This is a genomic window from Anaerobacillus sp. ABA4_114 (genome assembly GCF_056159065.1).
The window spans coordinates 3,876,173-3,900,190 of sequence record NZ_JBSWUM010000001.1; the positions used below are offsets into that span (position 1 = coordinate 3,876,173).

The 24,018-nt window shown below is 44.3% G+C and carries 23 protein-coding genes and 1 riboswitch; of the genes, 2 read left to right on the plus strand and 21 right to left on the minus strand.

Features of this window, described 5'->3' with window-relative positions:
- Window positions 1–25: 25 nt before the first annotated feature.
- The 7 genes from ACXAEY_RS20070 to ACXAEY_RS20100 all read right to left on the minus strand — a co-directional run bounded on the left by ACXAEY_RS20070 (window position 26) and on the right by ACXAEY_RS20100 (window position 9,691).
- On the minus strand, window positions 26–1,234 hold the full coding sequence (locus tag ACXAEY_RS20070) for a CamS family sex pheromone protein (RefSeq protein ID WP_270182722.1): 1,209 nt from the start codon (window positions 1,232–1,234) through the stop codon (window positions 26–28).
- A gap of 13 nt (window positions 1,235–1,247) precedes the next feature.
- Entirely contained in the window at window positions 1,248–3,254 is a 2,007-nt protein-coding gene (gene ligA, locus ACXAEY_RS20075; RefSeq protein WP_474814459.1) for an NAD-dependent DNA ligase LigA, read from the minus strand.
- 26 nt (window positions 3,255–3,280) lie between these two features.
- Complete coding sequence (gene pcrA, locus ACXAEY_RS20080) at window positions 3,281–5,500, minus strand: DNA helicase PcrA (protein WP_270182724.1); 2,220 nt, start codon at window positions 5,498–5,500, stop codon at window positions 3,281–3,283.
- 61 nt (window positions 5,501–5,561) lie between these two features.
- Entirely contained in the window at window positions 5,562–6,251 is a 690-nt protein-coding gene (gene pcrB / locus ACXAEY_RS20085; protein ID WP_270182725.1) for a heptaprenylglyceryl phosphate synthase, read from the minus strand.
- Between the two features lie 331 nt (window positions 6,252–6,582).
- Window positions 6,583–6,879 carry a YerC/YecD family TrpR-related protein gene (locus ACXAEY_RS20090; RefSeq protein ID WP_270182726.1) on the minus strand — a complete coding sequence of 99 codons (297 nt, stop codon included), beginning with the start codon at window positions 6,877–6,879 and terminating at the stop codon, window positions 6,583–6,585.
- A gap of 15 nt (window positions 6,880–6,894) precedes the next feature.
- Window positions 6,895–7,908 (minus strand): DUF3048 domain-containing protein, encoded by a 1,014-nt coding sequence (locus tag ACXAEY_RS20095; RefSeq protein ID WP_474814462.1) that lies wholly within the window; start codon window positions 7,906–7,908, stop codon window positions 6,895–6,897.
- A 43-nt stretch (window positions 7,909–7,951) separates the two neighbouring features.
- Complete coding sequence (locus ACXAEY_RS20100; RefSeq protein WP_474814464.1) at window positions 7,952–9,691, minus strand: adenine deaminase C-terminal domain-containing protein; 1,740 nt, start codon at window positions 9,689–9,691, stop codon at window positions 7,952–7,954.
- Window positions 9,692–9,784: 93 nt separating this feature from the next.
- Between ACXAEY_RS20100 and ACXAEY_RS20105 the strand changes: the two genes are divergently transcribed.
- Both ACXAEY_RS20105 and ACXAEY_RS20110 read left to right on the plus strand, forming a co-directional pair.
- Window positions 9,785–10,033, plus strand: coding sequence for a YgaP-like transmembrane domain (locus ACXAEY_RS20105; protein ID WP_474814466.1), 249 nt, complete (start codon window positions 9,785–9,787; stop codon window positions 10,031–10,033).
- Between the two features lie 68 nt (window positions 10,034–10,101).
- Window positions 10,102–10,203: an EYxxD motif small membrane protein gene (locus ACXAEY_RS20110; RefSeq protein ID WP_333489753.1), complete on the plus strand. Its 102-nt coding sequence runs from the start codon at window positions 10,102–10,104 to the stop codon at window positions 10,201–10,203.
- Here ACXAEY_RS20110 and purD read toward each other — a convergent pair.
- The 14 genes from purD to ACXAEY_RS20180 form a co-directional block, all read right to left on the minus strand.
- Window positions 10,181–11,443: a phosphoribosylamine--glycine ligase gene (gene purD / locus ACXAEY_RS20115; RefSeq protein ID WP_474814468.1), complete on the minus strand. Its 1,263-nt coding sequence runs from the start codon at window positions 11,441–11,443 to the stop codon at window positions 10,181–10,183. The genes ACXAEY_RS20110 and purD overlap by 23 nt on opposite strands.
- 15 nt (window positions 11,444–11,458) lie before the next feature.
- Window positions 11,459–12,997, minus strand: a complete 1,539-nt coding sequence (gene purH / locus ACXAEY_RS20120) for a bifunctional phosphoribosylaminoimidazolecarboxamide formyltransferase/IMP cyclohydrolase (RefSeq protein WP_474814470.1) — start codon at window positions 12,995–12,997, stop codon at window positions 11,459–11,461.
- Window positions 12,998–13,001: 4 nt separating this feature from the next.
- Window positions 13,002–13,589, minus strand: a complete 588-nt coding sequence (gene purN / locus ACXAEY_RS20125; protein ID WP_270182758.1) for a phosphoribosylglycinamide formyltransferase — start codon at window positions 13,587–13,589, stop codon at window positions 13,002–13,004.
- Window positions 13,583–14,620, minus strand: a complete 1,038-nt coding sequence (purM, locus tag ACXAEY_RS20130) for a phosphoribosylformylglycinamidine cyclo-ligase (protein ID WP_474814472.1) — start codon at window positions 14,618–14,620, stop codon at window positions 13,583–13,585. Before purM ends, purN begins: the two co-directional genes overlap by 7 nt.
- Window positions 14,621–14,633: 13 nt before the next feature.
- The gene (gene purF / locus ACXAEY_RS20135) at window positions 14,634–16,046 is read right to left on the minus strand and encodes an amidophosphoribosyltransferase (protein WP_474814474.1); all 1,413 of its coding nucleotides are present in this window, start codon (window positions 16,044–16,046) and stop codon (window positions 14,634–14,636) included.
- Window positions 16,022–18,247: a phosphoribosylformylglycinamidine synthase subunit PurL gene (purL, locus tag ACXAEY_RS20140; protein ID WP_474814476.1), complete on the minus strand. Its 2,226-nt coding sequence runs from the start codon at window positions 18,245–18,247 to the stop codon at window positions 16,022–16,024. The genes purF and purL overlap by 25 nt, the downstream gene beginning before the upstream one ends.
- On the minus strand, window positions 18,231–18,914 hold the full coding sequence (gene purQ, locus ACXAEY_RS20145; protein ID WP_474814478.1) for a phosphoribosylformylglycinamidine synthase subunit PurQ: 684 nt from the start codon (window positions 18,912–18,914) through the stop codon (window positions 18,231–18,233). The genes purL and purQ overlap by 17 nt, the downstream gene beginning before the upstream one ends.
- On the minus strand, window positions 18,911–19,162 hold the full coding sequence (gene purS, locus ACXAEY_RS20150; protein ID WP_270182736.1) for a phosphoribosylformylglycinamidine synthase subunit PurS: 252 nt from the start codon (window positions 19,160–19,162) through the stop codon (window positions 18,911–18,913). Before purS ends, purQ begins: the two co-directional genes overlap by 4 nt.
- A complete protein-coding gene (gene purC, locus ACXAEY_RS20155; protein ID WP_474814480.1) occupies window positions 19,150–19,875 on the minus strand; it encodes a phosphoribosylaminoimidazolesuccinocarboxamide synthase in 726 nt (241 codons plus the stop codon). Before purC ends, purS begins: the two co-directional genes overlap by 13 nt.
- 25 nt (window positions 19,876–19,900) lie before the next feature.
- Entirely contained in the window at window positions 19,901–21,193 is a 1,293-nt protein-coding gene (purB, locus tag ACXAEY_RS20160) for an adenylosuccinate lyase (RefSeq protein WP_474814482.1), read from the minus strand.
- Window positions 21,194–21,217: 24 nt separating this feature from the next.
- Window positions 21,218–22,330 (minus strand): 5-(carboxyamino)imidazole ribonucleotide synthase, encoded by a 1,113-nt coding sequence (gene purK / locus ACXAEY_RS20165; RefSeq protein ID WP_474814484.1) that lies wholly within the window; start codon window positions 22,328–22,330, stop codon window positions 21,218–21,220.
- On the minus strand, window positions 22,327–22,812 hold the full coding sequence (purE, locus tag ACXAEY_RS20170) for a 5-(carboxyamino)imidazole ribonucleotide mutase (protein WP_474814486.1): 486 nt from the start codon (window positions 22,810–22,812) through the stop codon (window positions 22,327–22,329). The genes purK and purE overlap by 4 nt, the downstream gene beginning before the upstream one ends.
- Window positions 22,813–22,954: 142 nt before the next feature.
- A riboswitch (purine riboswitch) is annotated at window positions 22,955–23,056 on the minus strand.
- A gap of 80 nt (window positions 23,057–23,136) precedes the next feature.
- Entirely contained in the window at window positions 23,137–23,331 is a 195-nt protein-coding gene (locus tag ACXAEY_RS20175) for an NETI motif-containing protein (protein WP_270182741.1), read from the minus strand.
- 3 nt (window positions 23,332–23,334) lie between these two features.
- Complete coding sequence (locus ACXAEY_RS20180) at window positions 23,335–23,862, minus strand: DUF2179 domain-containing protein (protein ID WP_474814488.1); 528 nt, start codon at window positions 23,860–23,862, stop codon at window positions 23,335–23,337.
- Between the last annotated feature and the right edge of the window lie 156 nt (window positions 23,863–24,018).

A 24,018-nucleotide genomic window follows, 5' to 3' on the forward strand; every position in this document is an offset into this window, starting at 1 on the left:
GGAAATTCCGTAGAAGCCTTTTTCATTAGCTGTAGATATGAACGAACGGTTCTTCTTGATTCGGGTCTTTTACGATGATACTCTCCGGCTTTCCATTACTCGTGATGTAAATCGATACCGGTAAATTCTGCTGGAACGTATCGTTTCGCTTTTTAACAAGCCCAGTAACAAACTGAGTAAATGAAATGACTTCAGCTTTACTATAAAACTGAATAGGAATTTCCACCTTCAACTGTCGAAGTTCATCCTGCTTGTAAAAGCCAGCACCGATAACTCCTACAAAGTTAGGAAAGAAATCCTGAACTTCACGAGTAAAGTCTGCAAACTTTTCAGCATCAGCTGGAAACTCATTCTCTGCTTTATCAGATGGAAATGCCACATATTCCTCGTTTAAATCTTTCCAAGAACCTGCACTCGCTTTTCCTTCTTCAACAATTGTCGAAGCAACAAAGTTTCCAGGAACGACCGATTGTCTCGGCTCTTCGATAAAGAGCGTAAACATAACAGGAACATCATGTTCTTCACGGATTTTCTTTATGATCGGCTTGATCGCTTCCTTACCCTGCTGAATAACTTTTTCACGATTTAATTTAACGTTGCCAGTGTATTTCAACCCTTCTTCATCTAACACGGAATAGGGATACTCAGAATATAAGGATAAGGCAATCGAAATACCGCCTAGTTGGAGTTCATCATCTTTGTTTTGAACATAGTAGTCTTGTTCATGAATAAAGGAAAGGAATTTAGGATTGTTTTTCTCAGCCTCGATGACTTTCTCGTGTTGGCTAGGATCATCCTCTACTCCTAGAGCAGGGTTAAGTCCCTCACTGTCTCCCTTTTTTCGATACAACCAATTGTGAATCTGCTCAGAGTCAAATAGTTGACCTTCTTTAAAAAAGTACTTCTCTGGATCAAAATGTTCTTGAGAAAGACGGATCAGGCCCATCTCAAGAGAATCCACATCGAGTCTGTTATCCACTCCAGCTGTAATAAGCCCTCTTACTTCTGACGCATCTAAAGAGTTCTTATCTCCCTTTTTCTCAAGTACGGAACGGTAATACTTTTCAGATGTTTTAATATCTTCACTGACGATCATTTCTTCACTTTCTTCATCCTTAGAATTAGGCACTTCCACTGTGTCATTCTGCTCGTCCTTCATGAAACTAGGAACACAGCCTGATAAAACCAGCGAAAGAGCCATCATACTACCGATGATCGCTCGCATCTTTCGCATTAATTCCCTCTCCTCATTTTGCTAACTCTTCGACGAATTTGTTTTCATCCCATATTTCTATATTTAACGATTCAGCTTTTTCAAGCTTGGAACCAGCATCTTCCCCAGCAATGAGTAAATCAGTGCTTTTACTTACACTACCCGTTACCTTTGCTCCTTGTTCTTCAAGCTTCTTCTTTGCATCTCCACGACTCATTTGCGAGAGCTTACCTGTTAAGACGATGGTTTTTCCGGCGAATACGGAATCGATGTCTTCTACTGAAACAGGCTTTTGCCCTTTGTACGTCATGTTGACCCCAGCAGCTTTAAGCTCATCCACAAGTTCATGAACTTCTTCGTTCTGAAAATATCTCACAACAGAGTCTGCCATCTTCTGACCGACTTCATTGATCGCTTCAAGGTCTTCTACAGTAGCTTCCATCAAACTGTCCATCGTACCGAATTGCTGTGCAAGTGTCTTTGCTGCCTTCGACCCGACATGTCGGATGCCAAGGCCAAACAATAGCTTCTCTAGCGAATTATCTTTTGAAACAGCGATGGCTTCTAATAAGTTGGCTACAGACTTCTCACCCATTCGTTCTAATTCGATCAGTTGTTCATGCGTTAGCTGATAAATATCTGCCACATCATGAATGAGTTCTTCTCTGAAAAGTTGCGTGATCACACGCTCTCCAAGACCGTCGATGTTCATTGCGTTTCTTGACACAAAGTGAATCAAACCTTCACGAAGCTGGGCAGGACATTTTGGGTTAATACACCTAAGTGCCACTTCTTCCTCAAGACGCACGAGATCACTCTCACACTCTGGGCACGTTTCAGGCATGGCAAACCCTTGCTCTTCTCCAGTTCGACGCTCTTCAAGCACTGAGACGACCTCTGGAATAATATCGCCGGCTTTTTTCACAACAACATAATCACCGATTTTAATATCTTTTTCTTTAATAAGATCTTCATTGTGAAGAGAAGCACGTTGTACAGTCGTACCAGCAACTAAAACTGGTTCAAGCAGCGCTGTTGGCGTTACGACACCCGTCCTCCCTACGTTAAGCTCGATATCAAGCAACTTCGTGACAACTTCTTCTGCAGGAAATTTATACGCGATCGCCCATCTAGGACTTTTAGCGGTGAAACCAAGCTCTTCTTGCTGTTCGAGTGAATCGACTTTTACAACGATCCCATCGATCTCATAGGATAGGTCAGGTCTTCGTTCAGACCAGCCCTCAATATAGTCGATAACAGCATCGATCGTATCACAACGTTTCCATTCAGGATTCGTTTTGAATCCAAGGTCACTAAGATAATCGAGTCCATCCGAATGAGAGTTGATTTCTTTTCCATCCACGGTGCCTACTCCATATACGAAGATCGATAGATTCCGACTAGCTGCAATCTTCGGGTCTAGCTGACGAAGGGACCCAGCAGCCGCATTCCTTGGGTTAGCGAATAAATCTTGTTCATTCTTTTCACGCTCTTCATTTAGCTTCATGAAAGAAGGCTTCGGCATGTACGCTTCGCCACGTACTTCCATGCTTACCTGTTCACTAAGACGAAGAGGTATAGCAGGAATGGTCTTCAAGTTTTGTGTGATGTCTTCACCAATCGTGCCATCACCTCGGGTTGCACCACGAACAAACCTACCATCTTCATAAATTAGCGACACAGCAAGTCCATCGATTTTCAGTTCACATACATATGAAAAGTTTTCGCCTATACGGTCACGTACACGTCGGTCGAAATCCCGTAAGTCTTCTTCACCAAAAGCATTTCCAAGGCTAAGCATCGGGACTCGGTGCTCAACCTTTTGAAATCCTTCTAATGGTGGACCCCCGACTCGCTGTGTAGGGGAATCTTCAGTACGTAGATCAGGGTGCTCTTCCTCTAGCTTCAAGAGCTCATCCATCATTCTGTCGTACTCAGCGTCAGGCACAGTTGGATTATCCAACACGTGGTACTCATAATTGTATTTATTTAGTAGTTCTCTAAGTTCTTCAATACGCTTACTGGCATTCTCATTTTCCACTATGAAACCCTCACCTTTCAGGATCGCTATTCTTTCTCGATAGGGGCGAACTTAGCGAGTAGTCGCTTGATGCCTACTGGAGCAGGAAACGCTATATCAAGCTCGGTTGAATCTCCTTCACCTTTAACGCTGACGACCGTTCCAACACCCCATTTTCGATGGCTCGCCTGGTCACCCACTTTCCATGCAAGCGCCTCTCCACCGGTTGACGTAAGCTGTGGACGGCGAGGTTTCTTAGGCGCAGCAGGTCTACTTGAACGGGAGTTTGTACTAGATCCGAACGGTGTAGGCTTTTCTTGTCCCTCTTTTTCCAACAGTTCTTCAGGAATTTCTCCAATAAAACGAGAAACTGGATTTGTAGTTGTTTTACCATATAACGTTCGCATCCGAGCATTCGTTAAGTACAACTCTTCTTCCGCTCTCGTTATCCCTACATACGCAAGGCGGCGTTCCTCTTCCATCTCTTCTTCTTCAAAAAGTGAACGACTATGAGGGAAAACTCCTTCTTCCATTCCGATTAGGAACACTGCAGGGAATTCAAGTCCTTTTGCAGAGTGAAGAGTCATGAGCGTAACCGCTTCTTTTTGTTCCGTTTCGTCTTCATCGAGCTTATCGATATCCGCTACGAGAGCTAGATCCGTTAAGAACGCGATCAAGCTTTTATCTTCGCTCGCTTTTTCAAATTCCTGAGTAACAGAAAGGAATTCATTTATATTCTCTAATCGAGACTGCGCTTCGATCGTGTTTTCGTTTCTAAGTGAATCGCGGTATCCAGACTTATCGAGAACTTCCTCAACTAACTCTGACACAGCAAGGTACTCTTGCATCTGCGTCCAGTTTGCGATCAAGCTTCCAAAGCTTCCAAGTGCTTTTGTAAAACGAGCGCTTAGTCCCATCTGTTCTACTTCTTGTAGAGCCGTGAAAATAGAGATATCTTGATCAGCCGCGTAACGTGCAACTTTGTCCATCGTGGAAGCACCTACACCTCGCTTCGGTACGTTCACAATTCGAAGCAAACTTATATCATCGTCTGGGTTTGCGATCAAACGTAAGTACGCAAGCAAGTCTTTGATCTCTTTACGATCATAGAACTTTGTTCCCCCGATGATATTGTACGTGATGTTGGATTTGTTGAGTATTTCCTCAATAACACGCGACTGGGCGTTCGTACGATAAAGAATGGCGATCTCTGAATTTGTGCGCTTGCCACTCTTCACCATATCAAGAATCTTTCCTGTTACGAACCTGCTTTCATCATGTTCATCGTTCCCTTGATAGTATGTGATCGATGGCCCATCTTGATTATCCGTCCATAGCTTCTTAGGTTTACGATTCATATTGTTGTCGATCACAACGTTTGCCGCTTGAAGAATCTTCTTCGTTGAACGATAATTCTGTTCCAATAGAATCACGCGAGCGCTCGGATAATCTTTTTCAAATGAGAGGATGTTCTGAATATCCGCACCACGCCAACGATAGATCGACTGGTCAGAATCTCCTACAACACAAAGGTTTTGATATTTCTCTGCCATCAATTTAACGAGTACATACTGTGCTTTGTTCGTATCTTGGTACTCATCCACATGAATATATTGAAACTTACGCTGATAGTATTGAAGAACTTCAGGTACTTTCTTAAATAGTGTGATGGTACGCATAATGAGATCATCAAAATCTAGCGCTTGGTTTTTACGAAGCTGCTTCTGATATTGTTCATACACATCTGCAGCGATTTCTTCGAAAGGCCCTTTCGCTTTCGTCTTATATTCTTCCGGTGTTAAAAGTTCATTCTTCGCTGAACTGATATTTCCTAGAATACTTCTAGGATCAAACTTCTTTGGATCTATATTTTGATCTTTAAGGATTTTCTTTATAACCGTCAGCTGGTCACCAGAATCCAAAATCGTAAAGTTACGATTAATTCCAATCCGATCGCCGTCTCTTCTCAATATTCGTACACACATCGAGTGGAATGTTGAAATCCAAATATCTTCCGCCACTGGACCAGCAATCGTATGAACACGATCCTTCATTTCTCTTGCAGCTTTGTTCGTGAACGTAATCGCGAGAATATTCCAAGGCGCAACTTGTTTTTCTACGAGTAGATACGCAATACGATGCGTAAGAACCCGTGTCTTCCCACTTCCCGCTCCAGCCATGATCAATAGCGGGCCATCCGTATGCTTGACCGCCTCCTGCTGTTCAGGATTCAATCCGTTTAATAATTTATCAACTAATCGTTGCATGTTCCGCACCCCTTACAAACATATGTTCTAATTCCTATTTTACCCGACCAATAGGAGAGAATCAATTTCCTTTAACAGCAGCTACTGTTTTTAATGCCTTCTTCACATCGTCATATATACTATTCCCAACAATCACCGTATCAGCATGAGCAGCCATCTCTTTAGCTTTCTCAGGAGAATCGATCCCGCCTCCATAGAAAAGCTGTGTGTCATTTAGCACATCACTCACTTTTTCAACAAGTTCAACGTCACCGTAAGTGCCGCTGTACTCCACGTAAAAAATCGGCAGCTTAAACATCTTCTCTGCCATCCGAGCATATGCCAGAACATCATCAGTAGCAAGGTCCGTTTCAGCAGACGTTAATGCAGCCACCTTCGAATCACCGTTAAGGATGCAATAGCCCTCCATAACGATTTCATCCCAATTCATGACCTCACCAAATTCTTTCACTGCTTCATGATGCAATCCAGTGACCCATCGACTGTCCTTTGTGTTCATCACGGTCGGAATGAAATAAAAATCGAATCCCGGCGTAACCGCTTCTACTGAAGACACCTCAAGCGCACAAGGCACAGCATATCGACGAATTCTCGCAAGCAGATCAAGCGTAAGGTCTAACGTCACACCATCAGACCCGCCAACGATCACCGCATCCGTACCCGACTCACAAATCAACTCCAGATCATGATCTTCAATCACCTTATTAGGATCAAGCTTAAACACATGCTTCCAACTACTATAATCAAACATCAAACCGCTCCTCCTACTTTTCCTCATAAGTTGGATTATATCAGAGGAACACCGAAAAGCGGAAGTGGGCGCTTAGGTCCGAAAGGCGCTGGAAGCTTTTCAAGGGAACACGCTTTTTGTGTTCATTTGAAAAGCTGAAGCGACCCGAGGACCTGCCCACTGGAGCTGGATCACCGAAAAGCGGAAGTGGGCCCGTTTAAATCCGCAGGGCGTTGGAGCTCTTGGGAGTGAGACGATTTATGTCTCAATTGCATCACATCCACACCCCGTTCATGCTCTCCCCCAAAAACAAAAAAATGAGCCGTAAACCGGCCCATCTTTCATATATCAATTAATCTTTGTTATGCACGCGATCGAGCGTCATTTGATAACCATCATTTCCATAGTTCAAGCAACGTTTCACACGAGAAATTGTCGCTGTGCTAGCACCAGTTTCTGTCTCGATCTTATGATAGGTATAGCCCTCACGAAGCATTCTAGCAACCTCTAAACGCTGTGCCAACGACTGAATTTCGTTCACTGTTGCAAGGTCATCAAAAAATAGATAGCATTCTTCTAAATCTTTCAATGAAAGAATCGCTTCAAAAAGTTGATCGAGTGTTTTCCCTCGTAGTTTGTCAATTTGCATAGATTAGCACTCTCCTTACTGATTACTCGTAATCATAGTTAGATCAGGTACGATATTTACCCAAGTTCTTCCTGGAACAAGTGGAACAGGACTTCCGTCTTTCACCGCGGTAATGCGTCCATTTTCATTTTTCCACTTTACTTCCTTTTTTACACCTTCTTGTAATAAAATGGCTTCTCCGCCAGATTCTATATCGATCGCTCTTCTGCCATAATCATCGATGATGTGATGATTTGCTTCAACGATCAGTACATTTTCCAATGCGATGGGATCTTTTGTCTCACGGTCTTCCATCAATTCGTCGTTCACGAATCTCTTGTATACCCCATCGTTGTATCGATACGCTACGCGATACGTATTGCTGTAACCGATTGCTACTGATGACTTTTCTTCTGAAACTAGTTCTTTATCGCCAAATGTAAGTGGTTCAACAATCTGCATGAGTTCATACCCATTATCAGTTGCACCTTTTTTTATACTATCAGTCGTAATATATGAATTGTGTGGCGCCTTCCTGAATGAAGCTCGTTCAAACAGCGTTCCGTCATACTGCATGCCGTTCAGGTGATCGACTGCGCCTGAATTCAAAATCGCTTGAGCAGAAGGCGAATAACCATGTGCTACGAAAATGCCGTTAAACCCTGCGCTTAACTCAATAAAATAATCTCTCGCACTCCGAACTGGTCCTACAATGTCTGGATAATCACTTTGGTATATCGCTAACAATCTTGTGATCTTACCTTCTACAAGCATTTCGTATACGATATCTGCTTTATGAAGTCCAGACTGCGGCCTTGCTTTAGGGTGATTATTCACAACGACACTGATGACACGCTGATCGCTGTTTTCAGTAGCCACCCCGGTAAGAGGAGCTTTTCCCCCTTGAATTTGATCAACTTCTTTATTCATAGACGATTCTTCAACACCGGCTGATTCTGCTCCAGATTTCTGAGCGGTATCTTTTTGTGAACAGCCAGCGAGTAATCCTACAGACAAAATAACTGCCAGTGAGACGCGCAATTTCCCCACGTCTTCACGCCCCCTTCGCTTATAAAGTTTTCCCTTTTATATTTTACCGCATTATCGCAGGAAAAAGTACCGTCTTTCTCTTTACATCATAAATTCCTTGTTGAGTCAACCTTACGAACGGAAGATGTGTGGAAGAAAAGAACAACAAACTATAAACAGGATCACCAAATGGATAGCCACGTTCTTTTAATTCTGTCACCATCTTCTTCTCTTGTTCGATCACGTCTTCGAGTGGTAACGGTGACATTTTGCCCATCAAAGGCAGTTCGATTTCAACAACGACTTCACCATCTTCAACGAGGACGATTCCACCACCGATCGACCGCACTCGCTCTAAAGCAGCAACCATGTCTGATTTTTTCTTCCCGATCAATATGAAATCACCAGAATTCGAGAAGCTACTCGCAAAGCCTTTTACTTTATTAGCAAAACCCTTCACAACGGTATTCACTCGCCATTTGCCTTCCTTACTAAGAAGCATCATGAAGCTCTCATCATGATCTGTAGGGAGTTCATCCACCGCCGTTTCGTATGAAAGATTATATGGTTTTGTGATGACGGCGTTGATCATTTCGATTCCAGCTGGACCTGAGAAAGTTAAATCGTCTTCCTCTAACCCCCAGTTCTGTTCGTTTAGAACAAGACCATGGTCTTCCCAATCGAATGACCACTCGTCATAAACTTCTTCGCCATCCTTCTTAATCCATTCTCCTCGAGCGAGGACAGAGACTGGTGTTGGATTATGCTTTGATTCCAAAAAGTTGAGGTGCGCAAGCCTTCCAGGTGCTATCATACCATGTGTATCCGTTATACCGTAGTGGTTTGCGACATTATATGACACCATCGCATAAGCATCTTCTACCGGTACTCCTTTTTCCAGGGCGATGGATATGAGCTTATCCGTGAACCCTTGCTCAAGGAAAGAAGGCGTCGATCCATCGGTGTTCATCATCACTCGATCAAAACAATCTACCCCTTTTTCAATCAGCGATTCGAGTATGACCGGTAAATCAGGACGTATGGAAGAATACCGTAGAGACGTCATCATGCCCATCTCAAGTCTACGGAGAGCCTCTTCTCCAGTCATCGCTTCGTGATCACAGGAAACACCATAAAGTCCCATCTTCGTTAATGTCTTCAACGAAGCGCCAGGGAGATGCCCTTCGACCGGTTTGCCCAACCTATGTGTCTCTTGCATCCATTCCAGTATCTCATCGTCTCCTGCTATAACGTCAGGCCACGCAGTAAGTTCACCACCTTGAATAACGAGCGGATGGGTGAGCCATTCCTTAACTTTCTTATTCGTGATGGTTTCTTCATTCAACAGCTGTGTTTGAGAATCGTACCTTGCCCACCAAAACATCGATACCGGAAACTTATCCAACTCATCTAACATTGTAAGCGCTTTCTTTTGTGGCAATCCTAAGAGAAAAAACAAGTTGTCATTGATCATGGTGGTGGTTCCCCTGTTAGATGCATAGCGCGCAAGTGATAGGGGATTATAAAGTTGAAACGGATGGGCATGGGGTTCAATGTATCCTGGTACAAGAAACGATCCCTCACAATCGATCCATTCTGTTGCTGAATGTTTTTCAGGCAATTCATCTCCTACGTATACAATTCGATCTTTATAGATCCATATATGTGAGGTGATCCATTTTTTTAATGCGTTGTTTAAATACGTTGCATTTGTTAAGACGATTGATGGAGGCAGTTCACCGGACACAACCTGTACTTGTTGTCTCAATTGCTGCTTCGTCCATAAATAGTTTCGCTTAGGCATGTCCAACCCTCGTTTCAATAAGTTTTCTCTATTTTAACATAATTTAGAAAAGTTGATAGTGCTGATTTAAACCATTGAAGGGAGTTTTTTGAATTGAGACCGAACATTAGCATGATGAATGCATTTATTCGTTTAACAGCAGGATTTACACTCCTCTCCTGGTCTACCGCAAAACTTTGTAAAAACGAAAACGTCTCAACGTCGCTTTTGCTTGCAGCTGCAGGAGCTTTGAAGATCGCAGAAGGTCATACGCGATACTGCCCAATCGTCGATCTGATGAACCAAGAAGAAAATCGTGATCCTGACGAAACAGCTCTTGAAAAAGTTATTAACCCCTCTTAACCATGGCTATAAAAAAACTTCCCTGATTCCAGGGAAGTTTTCGTAACATAACAAAAGGAGGTAACGTTGTGCTTGAATACATTACAGACACTTGGGTCATCTACACATTATTGATCGGTAGTATTATTGCTATATCGTTTGCTTACATCAAGAAGAAACGTGTGAAATAGCTCGATGTCCAATATCAGTTCTATAAAACCCATCCTCTACTTGCACGTTCTGAAGTTCTTCGTAAACTGAAGCACTTGCTTCCTGGAGGGTTTCTCCTGAAGCAGATAGCAGTAACACGCGTCCACCATTCGTTACAAACTGATCGCCTATCTTATCTGTACCTGCATGAAACACAAGTGAAGTCACATCGTTCAAACCTGTGATGGTCTTCCCTTTTTCATAATCACCAGGGTATCCTCCTGATGCAATGACAACTCCAATCACAGCTTTCTCACTCCATTTGAGCTCAAGCTCTTTACCGTCTAACACGCTTTGAATGGCTTCGATGAAGTCTGATGTGAGACGAGGCAGGACGACCTGTGTTTCAGGATCGCCGAACCTTGCATTGAACTCAATGACTTTAGGACCGTTTTTCGTCAGGATTAATCCGGCATACAGAACGCCAGTAAACGTCCTGCCTGCTTTCTTCATCCCTTTTGCAGCTGGAAGTAAAATCGATTGAATCGCTTCTTCTATCACTGACTCTGAGATTTGTGGAACTGGTGAGTATGCGCCCATTCCACCCGTATTCGGACCTTTATCTCCATCGAATGCTCGCTTATGATCTTGTGAAATAACGAGAGGATAAACATCTTCCCCATTCACCAATGCCATGAGCGAAAACTCTTCACCTTCAAGAAACTCCTCTACAACAACTTGTTCACTGGCTTCTCCAAACTGATTGTTGACCATCATATTATGAAGACTATCGAGTGCTTCCTCCAACGTCATCGCAACGATGACACCCTTTCCGGCTGCAAGTCCATCCGCTTTCAGTACGATCGGTGCACCGACCTTTTGAACATACTTTCGAGCTTCCTGGTAATCCGTGAAGGATTGTGAATCTGCGGTCGGGATACCGTTTGCTGCCATCAATTCTTTCGCGAACGTTTTGCTTCCTTCGATTAACGCAGCTTCTTTCGTAGGACCAAATACGCGAAGACCTGCATCCTCAAAGCGATTTACAATTCCATCTAACAACGGCTGCTCTGGACCGACTAAGGTGAGTGTAATGCCTTCTTTTTGTGCGAAAGCAATAAGCCCATCGTGATCACCTTCATCGATCGGCACGAGCTGACTAACAGCTTCCATACCTGCGTTCCCTGGTGCTACGTATACTTGATCCACAGAAGCGCTCTCTGCAGCTTTACAAGCCATCGCATGCTCTCGACCGCCTCGTCCAATTATCAATACCTTCATCGAATTCCCTCCCTCTTAATGTTTAAAGTGTCGGATGCCTGTGAACACCATCGTGATGCCATATTCATTCGCTTTTTTGATCGAATCTTCATCACGAATCGATCCTCCAGGCTGGATGATCGCTGTGATGCCCGCTTTTCCAGCAGCTTCAACAGTGTCATCCATTGGGAAGAACGCATCTGATCCCATGACAGAACCTTTCACCTTCTCACCCGCTTGCTCGATCGCGATCTTAGCAGCACCAACGCGATTCATCTGTCCAGCTCCAACGCCAACCGTTTGATCTTTGTTCGTAAGTACGATCGCATTCGATTTCACGTGTTTAACTACTTTCCATGCAAGCTTCAGCGCATCCCACTCTTCATCCGTAGGTTTTCGATCGGTTGGTACGGTTAGATCTGCTTCATCGATTCCGTATTGATCTTGTTCCTGCAGCAACAGCCCGCCGTTAACAGATGTGAGCTGATGCTCCACTCCGCCAGACGCCTGAACATCCAATGTCAATAGTCTAAGATTCTTCTTCTTAGTCAAAACAGCAAGTGCTTCTTCTGTGAAAGAAGGTGCCATAATGATCTCCAGAAAAATTTCCTTCAACTTCAGTGCCGTTTCTTCATCGACTTCACGATTCAATGCGACGATACCGCCGAAGATCGATGTAGAATCTGCTTCGTATGCCTTTTGATACGCTTCTACAATCGTTTCACCCGTACCAACTCCACAAGGGTTCATATGTTTAACCGCAACAACGGCAGGTTTTTCAAATTCCCTAACGATATTAAGAGCCGCGTTCGCATCGTTAATATTGTTATAAGAAAGCTCTTTTCCGTTCAGTTGTTTTGCAGATGCGATCGATGCATTTTTAGAAAGAGGTTTTTTATAAAATACAGCTTTCTGATGCGGGTTCTCTCCGTATCTAAGGGTTTGCTTTCTCTCAAATGTTACAGTTAGGGACTCTGGCTCTTCTTCTCCAGATTTTCCTGTTAAATACTCTGAAATAATCGCATCGTAGGAAGCAGTGTGACGAAATACCTTTGCTGCAAGTTCCTGACGAAGTATGCCTGTTGTATCCCCATTCTCCTGGACTTGAAGAAGCACACGCTCATAGTCAGAAGGATGAACGACAACCGTCACGTCTTTATGATTCTTAGCAGCTGACCTTAACATCGTTGGTCCGCCGATATCGATATTCTCGATCGCGTCACTGTACGCTACATCAGGATTTGCGACGGTTTCTTGGAATGGATATAGGTTCACAACAACCAAGTCGATCGGTGTGATGTTATGCTCCTCTAGTTGCTTTTGATGGTCGTCGTTGTCTCTAACAGCTAGAAGACCACTATGTACATTCGGATGGAGGGTTTTCACACGTCCGTCTAAAATTTCCGGAAAGCCCGTAACATCTGAGATTCCTATAACTTCGATGCCCGCTTCCTCAAGAGCACGTTTTGTGCCTCCAGTCGAAATGATCTCGACACCTTTGTCTGATAATCCCTTCGCAAACTCGGTAATATTTGTTTTATCTGATACGCTGATCAGTGCACGTTTGATCGTCATCGTCTTACCTCCTGCTACCAATTGTTTTGTTTTTAAGAAGCGTTCTAATAACGGCTGGATATAACTGATGTTCAACAGCCTGTATCTTTTTCTCAACTTCTTCTCTCGAATCTTCTGTTGAGATCCGAATCGTTTCTTGATCAATGATCGGCCCCGTGTCCATCCCTTCATCGACATAATGCACCGTCACACCACTGACTTTCACTTTTGCTTTTAGAGCTTGACCAATCGCATCTTTTCCAGGAAAAGACGGAAGAAGAGATGGATGGATGTTGATGATTCTCCCTTCATACGCACGAAGAAGCGTTGACCCGATCAGCCTCATGTATCCAGCAAGAACGATTAATTCGACGCCTGCATCGTTCAGCTGCTGAAGAATGAAGGCTTCAAACTCTGCTTTTGAGTTATAGGATTTAGGATAAAAGGAAAGGACAGGAATGCCGAAGCGCTCTGCCCTTTCTTCTACTTTGGCACCAGGGCGATCACAGACCACTAATGCGATTTTGGCATCGAGTGCCCCCTTTTCGATTTCAGATGCGATCGCTTCGAAATTCGATCCACTCCCAGATGCAAAAACTGCTAACTTCACGATAGATCACCACCGCCGAAATTGATTTGATCACCTTTTGTTACTCGACCAATCACAAATGCCTGCTCACCGTCTTTTTCAAGCTGTTTGATCACGTTAACAGCTTCAGAGGCAGGGACGCTTAGAACCATTCCGATGCCCATGTTGAACGTGGTGAACATCTCTCGTCGAGATAAGTTCCCCTTCTTTTCGATCAGGTCAAAGATCGGTGGTACGGGCCAAGAGCCATAATCGATCTGAGCTGTGAGGCCTTCAGGTAGCATACGAGGAATATTCTCTTCGAAGCCGCCGCCTGTAATGTGTGCAACCCCATGAACAGGATAAGATTCGAGCACGTTCAAGACCGGCTTTACGTAGATACGAGTAGGAGCTAACAAGGCTTCTCCAAGCGTCGTACCGAGTTGGTCAAACGTTTGATTAAGATCCATGTTATTCTCTTTTACTACTTTCCTAACAAGAGAGAAGCCATTGCTATGAATACCGTTTGATGCAAGGCCAACTAAAACGTCCCCTTCCATCACATCAGTCGGTTGAATCAGCTTAGACTTTTCGACAGCCCCAACCGTGAATCCAGCAAGATCATAATCGTTTTCCTGATACATATCAGGCATTTCTGCTGTTTCGCCGCCAATCAAGGCACACCCAGCAGTCGAGCAACCATCCGCAACCCCTTTTACGATTTCTTCAATCCTCTCAGGTTTGAGTTTACCTGTCGCGATGTAATCTAAAAAGTAAAGAGGTTCAGCACCTTGAGCGACTACGTCATTCACACACATAGCGACACAATCGATTCCGATCGTATCGTGCTTATCCATCTGAATCGCAAGCATGAGCTTCGTACCCACACCGTCGGTTCCTGAAATGAGAACTGGCTTCTCATAAGGAAGTTCAGATAGATCAAACATTCCGCCGAAACCACCTAGACCTCCCATGACGCCAGGTCGAACGGTTTTGTTTACGTGCGTTTTCATTCGGTTAACTGCTTCATAACCAGCTTCAATATCTACTCCAGCACTTCTATAAGCATCCGCCATAATGAACCCCCAGTTAGACTTTTTCGTATGGATGAACGGTATCAGGATAAATCTCAGTTGGATACGACCCAGTAAAACAGCCTAGACATTGTCCACACGAGCTGCTTTCATCGTCTCTACCGATTGCTTCTGTCATTCCATCTGTTGATAGGAAACTTAACGTATCTGCACCGATTTCTTCACAAATCTCATCAACGCTCATCTTCGCTGCGATTAACTCACCAGAGTTGGACGTGTCGATCCCATAGTAACAAGGACTGACGATCGGAGGTGCACTTATGCGAACATGAACCTCTTTTGCACCTGCTTCTCTTAACATCTTCACGATTCTTCTACTCGTCGTTCCACGCACGATCGAATCATCCACGATAACGACCCGCTTTCCTTCAACAACGCCTCGAACAGGTGAAAGCTTCATCTTCACGCCTTGTTCTCTTAGCTCCTGTGAAGGTTGAATGAACGTTCTGCCTACATATCTATTCTTGATCAGACCCATCTCATACGGAATACCCGATTCCTCTGCATAACCGATCGCAGCAGATATACTAGAATCCGGAACACCCGTCACGATATCTGCTTCGATTGGAGCTTCTTGCGCGAGCTGTTTACCGAGGTTCTTTCTAGCCGTGTGAACATTGATGTTTTCAATATTGCTATCGGGTCTTGAGAAATAAATGTACTCCATACTGCAGATCGCACGCGACATCGGTGATGAGAAACGGTCCGATTCAATGCCTGCGTCATTGATGATAAGAAGTTCACCTGGCTCCACATCACGAATATATTCCGCTCCGATGAGATCGAACGCACACGTTTCAGATGCAACTACATAACCTTCTCCTAGTCGACCTAAAGAAAGTGGTCGTAGTCCATGTGGATCAAGAGCGACCATCATCTCGTTTTCTGTCATCAAAAGAAAAGCATACGCGCCTTTTACCATCGTAAGAGCGTTCTTCACCTTTTCTCTAAGGTTCAAATAGCCGCTTCTCTTGATCAAATGGGCAAGCACTTCTGTGTCTGAAGTCGTTTGAAAAATACTCCCTTGACCTTCGAGCTGATGCTTCAACGCATTCGCGTTCACAAGGTTCCCATTATGCGCGAGCGCCAATCCACCATTCTGTGAGCGAAATAAAAGAGGCTGAACGTTTTCATAGCCTCCTCCTCCTGCCGTTGAGTATCGAACATGACCAATCGCTGCATTGCCATCGAGTGCCTTTAAATCGTCCGCTCCATAGACATCGTTCACGAGCCCAAGCCCTTTATGAAGGTTAAGTCTTGCGCCATCAGTCGTGACGATCCCAGTACCTTCCTGACCGCGATGCTGAAGACTATGAAGCCCGTAATATGTGAGCGTAGCGGCATCTGGGTGACCCCAGATACCAAATACACCACACTCTTCGTTTAAGCCTTTGATTTCACCAAACATGGAATTGCTCCTTTCCAGGCCGCTTCGAGCTCACTGACCGGTGCATCGAATAGATGATTTTCTTCTTCGTGCATCATCGTCAAGATGCCAGTACCGGTTACTTCACCGATAAGCTTCGCTCCGGTTCTCTGCTCGAAGACCTGCTGGTGTTCACCCTTGATCGTGATGAGGAAACGAGATTGAGACTCACTGAACAGCGACGTCGTCACATCGCCCTCGATTCGAACGATCGCTCCAAGATCTGTACCGATTAACGATTCACTAAGTGCAACACTCAAGCCACCCTCAGAAACATCATGCGCCGATTGAACAAGTCCATCTTGAATGGCTGAAAGAACCTGTTGCTGAAGTTCTCTTTCCACTTCAAGATTTAGCGAAGGCGCTTGCCCCGAGATCTTCCCATCCACAACCTTCTGAAGCTCGCTTCCTCCGAAGTCCTCGCCTGTTTCACCAAGTAAGTAGATCAAGTTTCCTTCTTCTTTAAACTGTTGAGTCGTAACATGATCAAGGTCATGAACTAGTCCTACCATTCCAACAACTGGTGTCGGATAAACTGCTACGCCATTCGTCTCATTGTAAAGGGATACGTTACCACCGATAACGGGCGAATTTAACATACGACACGCTTCACTCATACCGTCCGTTGCTTTTTCGATCTGCCAGAAGATCTCAGGCTTTTCAGGATTACCGAAGTTTAAGCAATCCGTGATCGCAAGCGGCTCACCACCTGAACAAACGATGTTACGTGCTGCTTCAGCAACAGCAATCTTCCCACCAACTTCAGGATCAAGGTACAGGTAACGGGAATTACAGTCGGTTGTCATCGCTAGCGCTTTTCGTGTGCCTCTTACACGCACAACAGCTGCGTCCGATCCTGGAGATACGACGGTATTCGTTCGAACCATATAATCGTACTGATCAAAGACCCACTCTTTGCTTGAAATCGTAGGCTGACCTAGCAACGTATACAGCATTTCTTTCGGATCTTCTACCGCTGGAATCGGCTTATGAAGCTGCTGGTTTCGAATGAAATACTCAGGAATGCGCGATGGTTTATGATAGACCGGTGCTTCTTCTGCAAGAGCATCGACCGGTACTTCAGCCACCATTTCGCCTTTATGAAGAAGACGGAACTTCTTATCGTCTGTCACGACACCGACTTCCTTTGATAAAAGACCCCAACGATCAAAAATTTCTTTGATCTCAGCTTCTCTACCTTTCTTCACAACAACGAGCATACGCTCCTGTGATTCAGATAGCATCATTTCATATGGCGTCATGCCTTTTTCACGCTGCGGGACTTCATCAAGGTTCATCTCGATTCCCATGCCTGCTTTACTCGCCATTTCTGAAGCAGAAGACGTAAGACCCGCTGCTCCCATGTCCTGAATACCGACGAGCGCATCACTTTTCACAAGCTCGAGACATGCTTCAAGAAGAAGTTTTTCCATAAACGGATCACCTACTTGTACGGCAGGTCGCTTTTCGTCAGAAGCATCTGTCAATTCTTCCGATGCGAAGGTCGCACCGTGGATGCCGTCTCGTCCTGTGCTCGCACCTACATACATCACAGTGTTTCCAGCGCCAGACGCGACACCTTTCTGGATGTCTTTGTGATCGATCAACCCAACACACATCGCGTTCACAAGAGGGTTTCCATCGTAAGAAGAATCGAACTGTACTTCTCCACCTACAGTAGGAATACCGATACAGTTTCCATATCCAGCGATTCCTGCAACAACTTCTTCAAACAAATATTTCACTTTCGGATTGCTTAACTCTCCGAAACGTAACGAGTTTAATAAAGCAATGGGGCGTGCGCCCATCGAGAACACGTCTCTGATGATTCCACCTACACCTGTTGCCGCTCCTTGATAAGGCTCGATTGCAGATGGATGATTATGACTTTCGATCTTAAACACAACCGCTTGCTCGTCACCGATATCAACGATCCCCGCTCCTTCACCAGGACCTTGAAGTACGCGCTCACCAGTAACAGGAAACTTTTTAAGAACAGGCTTAGAGTTCTTATAGCTACAGTGTTCAGACCACATGACTGAAAACAAACCCGTTTCCGTATAGTTAGGGGTACGGCCAAGAATCTCTTCCACCATGCCGAACTCTTCATCTGTTAAACCCATCTGGCTATAAAGCTTCTGGTCTTTAATCATCTCAGGTGTTGGTTCATGCATGTGTGACATGGGATTCCCTCCAGTTACGTAGTAGTGATTTGAACATCTTCAAGCCATCCGCACTTCCTAACAAGTGATCGACCGCACGCTCAGGGTGAGGCATCATCCCAAGGACATTGCCCTTCTCATTGATGATTCCTGCGATGTCATCGATCGAGCCATTTGGATTATCTTTATAGGTAAAAACGATTCTTCCGGATGATTGTAACTCTTCTAAAGTCGCATCATCACAATAGTAGTTTCCTTCTCCATGTGCGATCGGAATCGTAATTTCTTCACTATTTTCATAGGCTGACGTAAACATGGTCGCATTATTCTGAACAACAAGCGTTACAGGACGACACATGAACTTCAAGTTCTTGTTTCGTTTCATCGCTCCAGGAAGAAGACCTGCTTCTAATAAAATCTGAAATCCGTTGCATACACCAAGCACTGGCTTTCCTTCTTCAGCAGCTTTTACCACTTCGCTCATGATCGGAGCAAAACGGGCGATCGATCCGCTTCTTAAATAGTCACCATAAGAAAAACCACCCGGTAAAAGGATCGCATCATAGTTTGCTAGACTCTGTTCATCGTATCGGACATAAGTAGCTTCTTCGCCAAGTTCATCTTGAATCGCATGGTACATGTCTACATCGCAATTCGAACCTGGAAACACGATCACCGCAAATTTCACTGCCCGACGACCTCCTCGACTTCATACGTGTAGTCTTCGATCACCGTATTCGCAAGCAGCTTCTCACACATTTCTTTAATGCGCTCATCTACATTCGCCGTCTCATTTAACGTAAGCTCCATATACTTGCCGATACGTACATCTTCTACTTCATTATAAGAAAGGCTATGAAGTGAATTCTTCACAGCACTACCTTGCGGGTCTAGCACACTCTCTTTTAACGTTACATAAACTTTTACTTTGTACATGATGCGGATCCCCCTAAACGAGTTAAGATTTTTTCATAAGCTTCGGTCAAATTTCCTATATCTCTTCGAAACACATCTTTATCTAACTTTTCATTCGTTTTCCGGTCCCATAGTCTACAAGTATCTGGTGAAATTTCATCTGCAAGCATCAATTCACCAGACGGTGTAACACCGAACTCAAGCTTGAAATCAACAAGCGTTACGTCCCGCTCAAGAAAATAGCTTCGTAGGCGGTCATTCACATGCAGTGCACGTTCTTTCAAGTCTTGAACCGTCTCTTCATCGGCAAGTTCAAGCTCAAGCACGTGATCAACCGTAAGGAGAGGATCACCAAGGTCGTCGTTTTTGTAATAGAATTCAACGATCGGCTGCTTCAACAGCTTTCCTTCGTCTACTCCAGTTCTTCTAGAAAAGCTCCCTGCTGCGACATTTCGGACGACCACTTCGAGTGGCACGATCGTCACACGCTTTACAAGCTGCTCCGTTTCAGAAACTTTCTCGATAAAATGACTTTCGATCCCAGCTTCTTTCAAGTAATCAAACAACAGACTCGTAATTTCGTTGTTCAGTCGCCCTTTACCTGTAATGGTCGCTTTCTTCTCTCCGTTAAAAGCCGTCGCGGAATCTTTATATTCCACATGAACGACCTCCGGATTTTCTGACGCATAAATCTTCTTTGCCTTTCCTTCGTACAACAACTCCTGTTTCCCCATGGTGATCTCCTCCGATACGTGTGATTTATAATCCTAGACGTTCGAAAATCATATCGACTGGCTTCAGATGGTAATTGTAATCAAAGCAATCCTCGATCTCTGAAGCAGACAGCTGGTTCGTGATCTTTGAATCAGCTTCAACTAATTCTCTAAACTGAATGCCGCGCTCCCATGCATCCATCGCTTTCGGCTGAACAAGGTCATAGGCTTCTTCACGAGTCATGCCTTTGTCGATAAGAGACAATAACACACGCTGACTGTAAATCAATCCATATGTTCTCGTCATATTACGCTTCATGTTTTCAGGGAACACGGTTAACTTCGAAACGATACCTGAGAAGCGGTTAAGCATATAGTTCAGAGCAATCGTTGCATCAGGAAGAATGACACGCTCAGCTGAGGAGTGTGAAATATCACGCTCATGCCAGAGTGGTACGTTCTCATATGCTGTTGTCATGTAACCACGGATCACTCTCGCCATTCCCGTCATGTTCTCAGATCCGATTGGATTACGCTTATGCGGCATTGCTGAAGAGCCTTTTTGCCCTTTCGCAAAGAACTCCTCAACTTCACGCGTTTCGCTTTTTTGAAGGCCTCTGATTTCAACTGCGAACTTTTCAATCGAAGTCGCAATCAATGCTAGTGCCGACATATAGTGTGCGTGACGATCACGCTGAAGCGTTTGAGTCGAGATCGGGGCAGGCTGCAGCCCTAACTTTTCACATACATACTGTTCAATGAACGGATCGATATTCGCATATGTTCCAACAGCCCCTGAAAGCTTACCGAAGCGAACGCCATCAGCAGCATGTTTGAAACGCTCCAAGTTACGCTTCATTTCTTCATACCACAGCGCCATCTTTAAACCGAATGTTGTTGGTTCAGCATGTACCCCGTGAGTTCTTCCCATCATCACTGTGTATTTATGTTCTTGCGCTTTCTCTTTCAAGACATCGATAAACTTCTCGATATCGTTCATCAATAAATCGTTCGCCTGGTTCAGCTGATAAGAAAGAGCCGTATCAACAACGTCAGTCGACGTTAATCCGTAATGAACCCACTTGCGCTCTTCACCAAGTGTTTCTGAAACAGCTCGTGTGAACGCAACAACGTCATGACGTGTCTCTGCTTCGATCTCATGAATACGCGCTACGTCGAAGTCAGCGTTCTCTCTAATTTTCTGTACGTCTTCTTTCGGAATGATTCCAAGCTCAGCCCACGCTTCACATGCTAAGATCTCTACTTCAAGCCACGCTTTGTATCTGTTTTCCTCTGTCCAAATCGCACCCATCTCAGGGCGAGTATAACGTTCAATCATGTTAAATCCTCCTAGTCAATTGTCCTACTGCCATAATTTCCATTGCGCCATTCGTTTTTCCGCTTCCTCAGTCGTTGAAGCTAGAAAATTAATATGACCCATCTTGCGATTCTGTTTCGCTTCATCTTTGCCGTACAAATGAAGTTTAGCACTTTTGAGCTCACTCATGCTCTCCATAAGAGGCTGAACATGCTGGCCAAGTATGTTACCCATCACGACCGGCTTCAATAATTCCGTCGCCCCCAGAGGTAAACCACAGATCGCTCTGATATGTTGCTCAAACTGTGATGTTTCACAGGCTTCCATTGTATAATGACCAGAGTTATGAGGTCTCGGTGCAAGCTCATTCACATACAATTCGTTTCCTTCAAGGAAAAGCTCGACCGCAAGCGTCCCAATAAGGTCGATATCTTCAGCTAGCTTCTTTCCGATTTCGCTCGCTTTTTGCTGAATTGACTCATCGACACGAGCAGGTACGATCGTTTGATGAAGGATGTTGTTCACGTGAATATTCTCTCCAACGGGGAATGTAGTCATCTCGCCCGTTACGCTACGCGTCACAACAACGGATAGCTCTTTTTGGAACTGAACCCAGCTTTCAACGATACAGGCTGCGTCAGGAAACGCAATTCCATCGATATCAGCACTCTCTTTGATGACCCATTGTCCTTTGCCGTCATAACCGCCAGTACGTGTTTTTAAGACAGCTGGAAAACCGATCTCTTCACATGCACGGACAAGCTCTTCTTTCGAATCCACTTTTTGAAAAGGAGCAACCTCAAGTCCCGCGTTTTGGATCGATGTTTTCTCTACAAAGCGATCCTGTGTCGTTCGAAGCAATTCGCCGCCTTGAGGCATATACGCATTCTCTTCAAGCCACTTAGCCGTTTCATGGGCAATGTTCTCAAATTCATATGTAATCACATCGCTCACTTCAGCAAGTTTTCTCGCACCGTCTAGATCATCATACCCTGACACGACTTCAACGTCCGCAACTTGACCGCAAGGCGACCCACTCTTCGGTTCAAGAACCGCAATACGGTAGCCCATCTCTCTCGCTTTCAGTGCCATCATTCTTCCAAGCTGGCCGCCACCTAGAATTCCAATTGTACTTCCTGGTAAAATCGTTTTGCTCATAGTGTCTCACTACTTTCTAGTACCGATTCTTTCATGTTCAAACGATAGTCCTCAAGACGAGATGCAACACCTTCATCGAACGTGCTTAGAATTTGAGCTGCTAATAGGCCAGCATTCTTCGCACCTGCTTTTCCGATCGCGACTGTTGCTACCGGTACACCACCTGGCATTTGTACAATCGAAAGAAGGGAATCTAATCCGTTCAACGTTCTCGATTGAACAGGAACGCCAATGACGGGAAGTGTCGTTTTCGCTGCAACCATTCCTGGTAGATGAGCTGCGCCCCCTGCACCAGCAATGATGACTTTTAACCCTCTGCCCCTAGCATCTTCCGCGTACTCAAACATTAACTCAGGTGTACGGTGAGCAGAAACGACCTTCTTCTCATACGGTAGTTGTAGTTCATCCAAAACCTCACACGTGTGTTTCATCGTTTCCCAATCAGATGTGCTCCCCATGATCACGCCAATTTGTGTCTGCATGCTATATCCCCCTTATTGGAAGGTTCGTTTTCGATTTATTTAAACAAAAAAGAAGCCCGAATAGAATTCTCCTATAACCTTTAGAAGAAGCTTCTACGCGGGCGAAAAATCATCATCCAACTCTGTAGACACAGAAATGAACAGAATACGACTTCACCCTCATAGTCCAACGATTTAAGGTCGTCGGGTAGAAACTTATGGGCCATATTCCCAAGATTATATGAGGTATCGATTTGTTATCCTCTTTCATAGTAACAAGAGGATTATTCAAATGTCAACGAAAAATCGAACGATGCGTTTATATTCAATTATAACGTTCGTCTTTTACTTCAATTTCCCTTCGAACACTGTTTTTCTTCCATATAATTCTGGTTCTTTCGCACCTTTTCGTTCGATAAAAACAGGTTCTTCCGTCCGCCTTACCGGCATATACCCTTCATCGTCCATTCTCTTCAGGCAATCCGATAAAGACTCGTCTTCCATAACTTCAAATTTCTTTTTCTTTGGCTTTTTCTCCATACACTACCTCCGAATTTTTCTAACCCAGAACCCTCCATGGAAGGTACGCGGCTCATACGAGATAACGAATGCTTTCGGATCAAGTTCTTCAATGGCTTGATACAGCTTTCGTTCTGACTTTCTTGATGTTAGAATCTGCATCACGAGACGCTCTCCTTGTCTTCCCTGGGCAAGGTAATGCGTAACCCCGTATCCAACATCTCTTAGCTTATTTGGAATGTCTTCCTCAAGCTTTGTCGTAATGGCATTGACCGTAATATATCCGAGCGCAAGATACTCCTCGATCTTCATTCCAACGATGATACCGACACCAAAACCAAGTGCATAAGCGATTATATTTTGTATTTCACCAAGGTTATCTAGTACAAGTCCAAGACCGATAACGTAGATCGCAATCTCCATTGTTCCTGCTGCTGCAGCTAAATAACGCTGTCCTTTTAATGTGAGTATTGTTCGCATCGTAAGAAATGATACATAAACAATATTAATGAGAAAAATTATGGCTACCATCACTAACCCATTTTCTAACATACTGATCCTCCTTCATCTTTCAAAATCATAAAACTTCAACTTCACCTAGCATAACACGCCGAATAATAAAACCGCATGCGTTCTTTTTTGAATTTCCTTAAAAAATTTTCCAAGCTTGATTTTATCCGTCCTTTCTATTCCATTCACTTTTTTCTA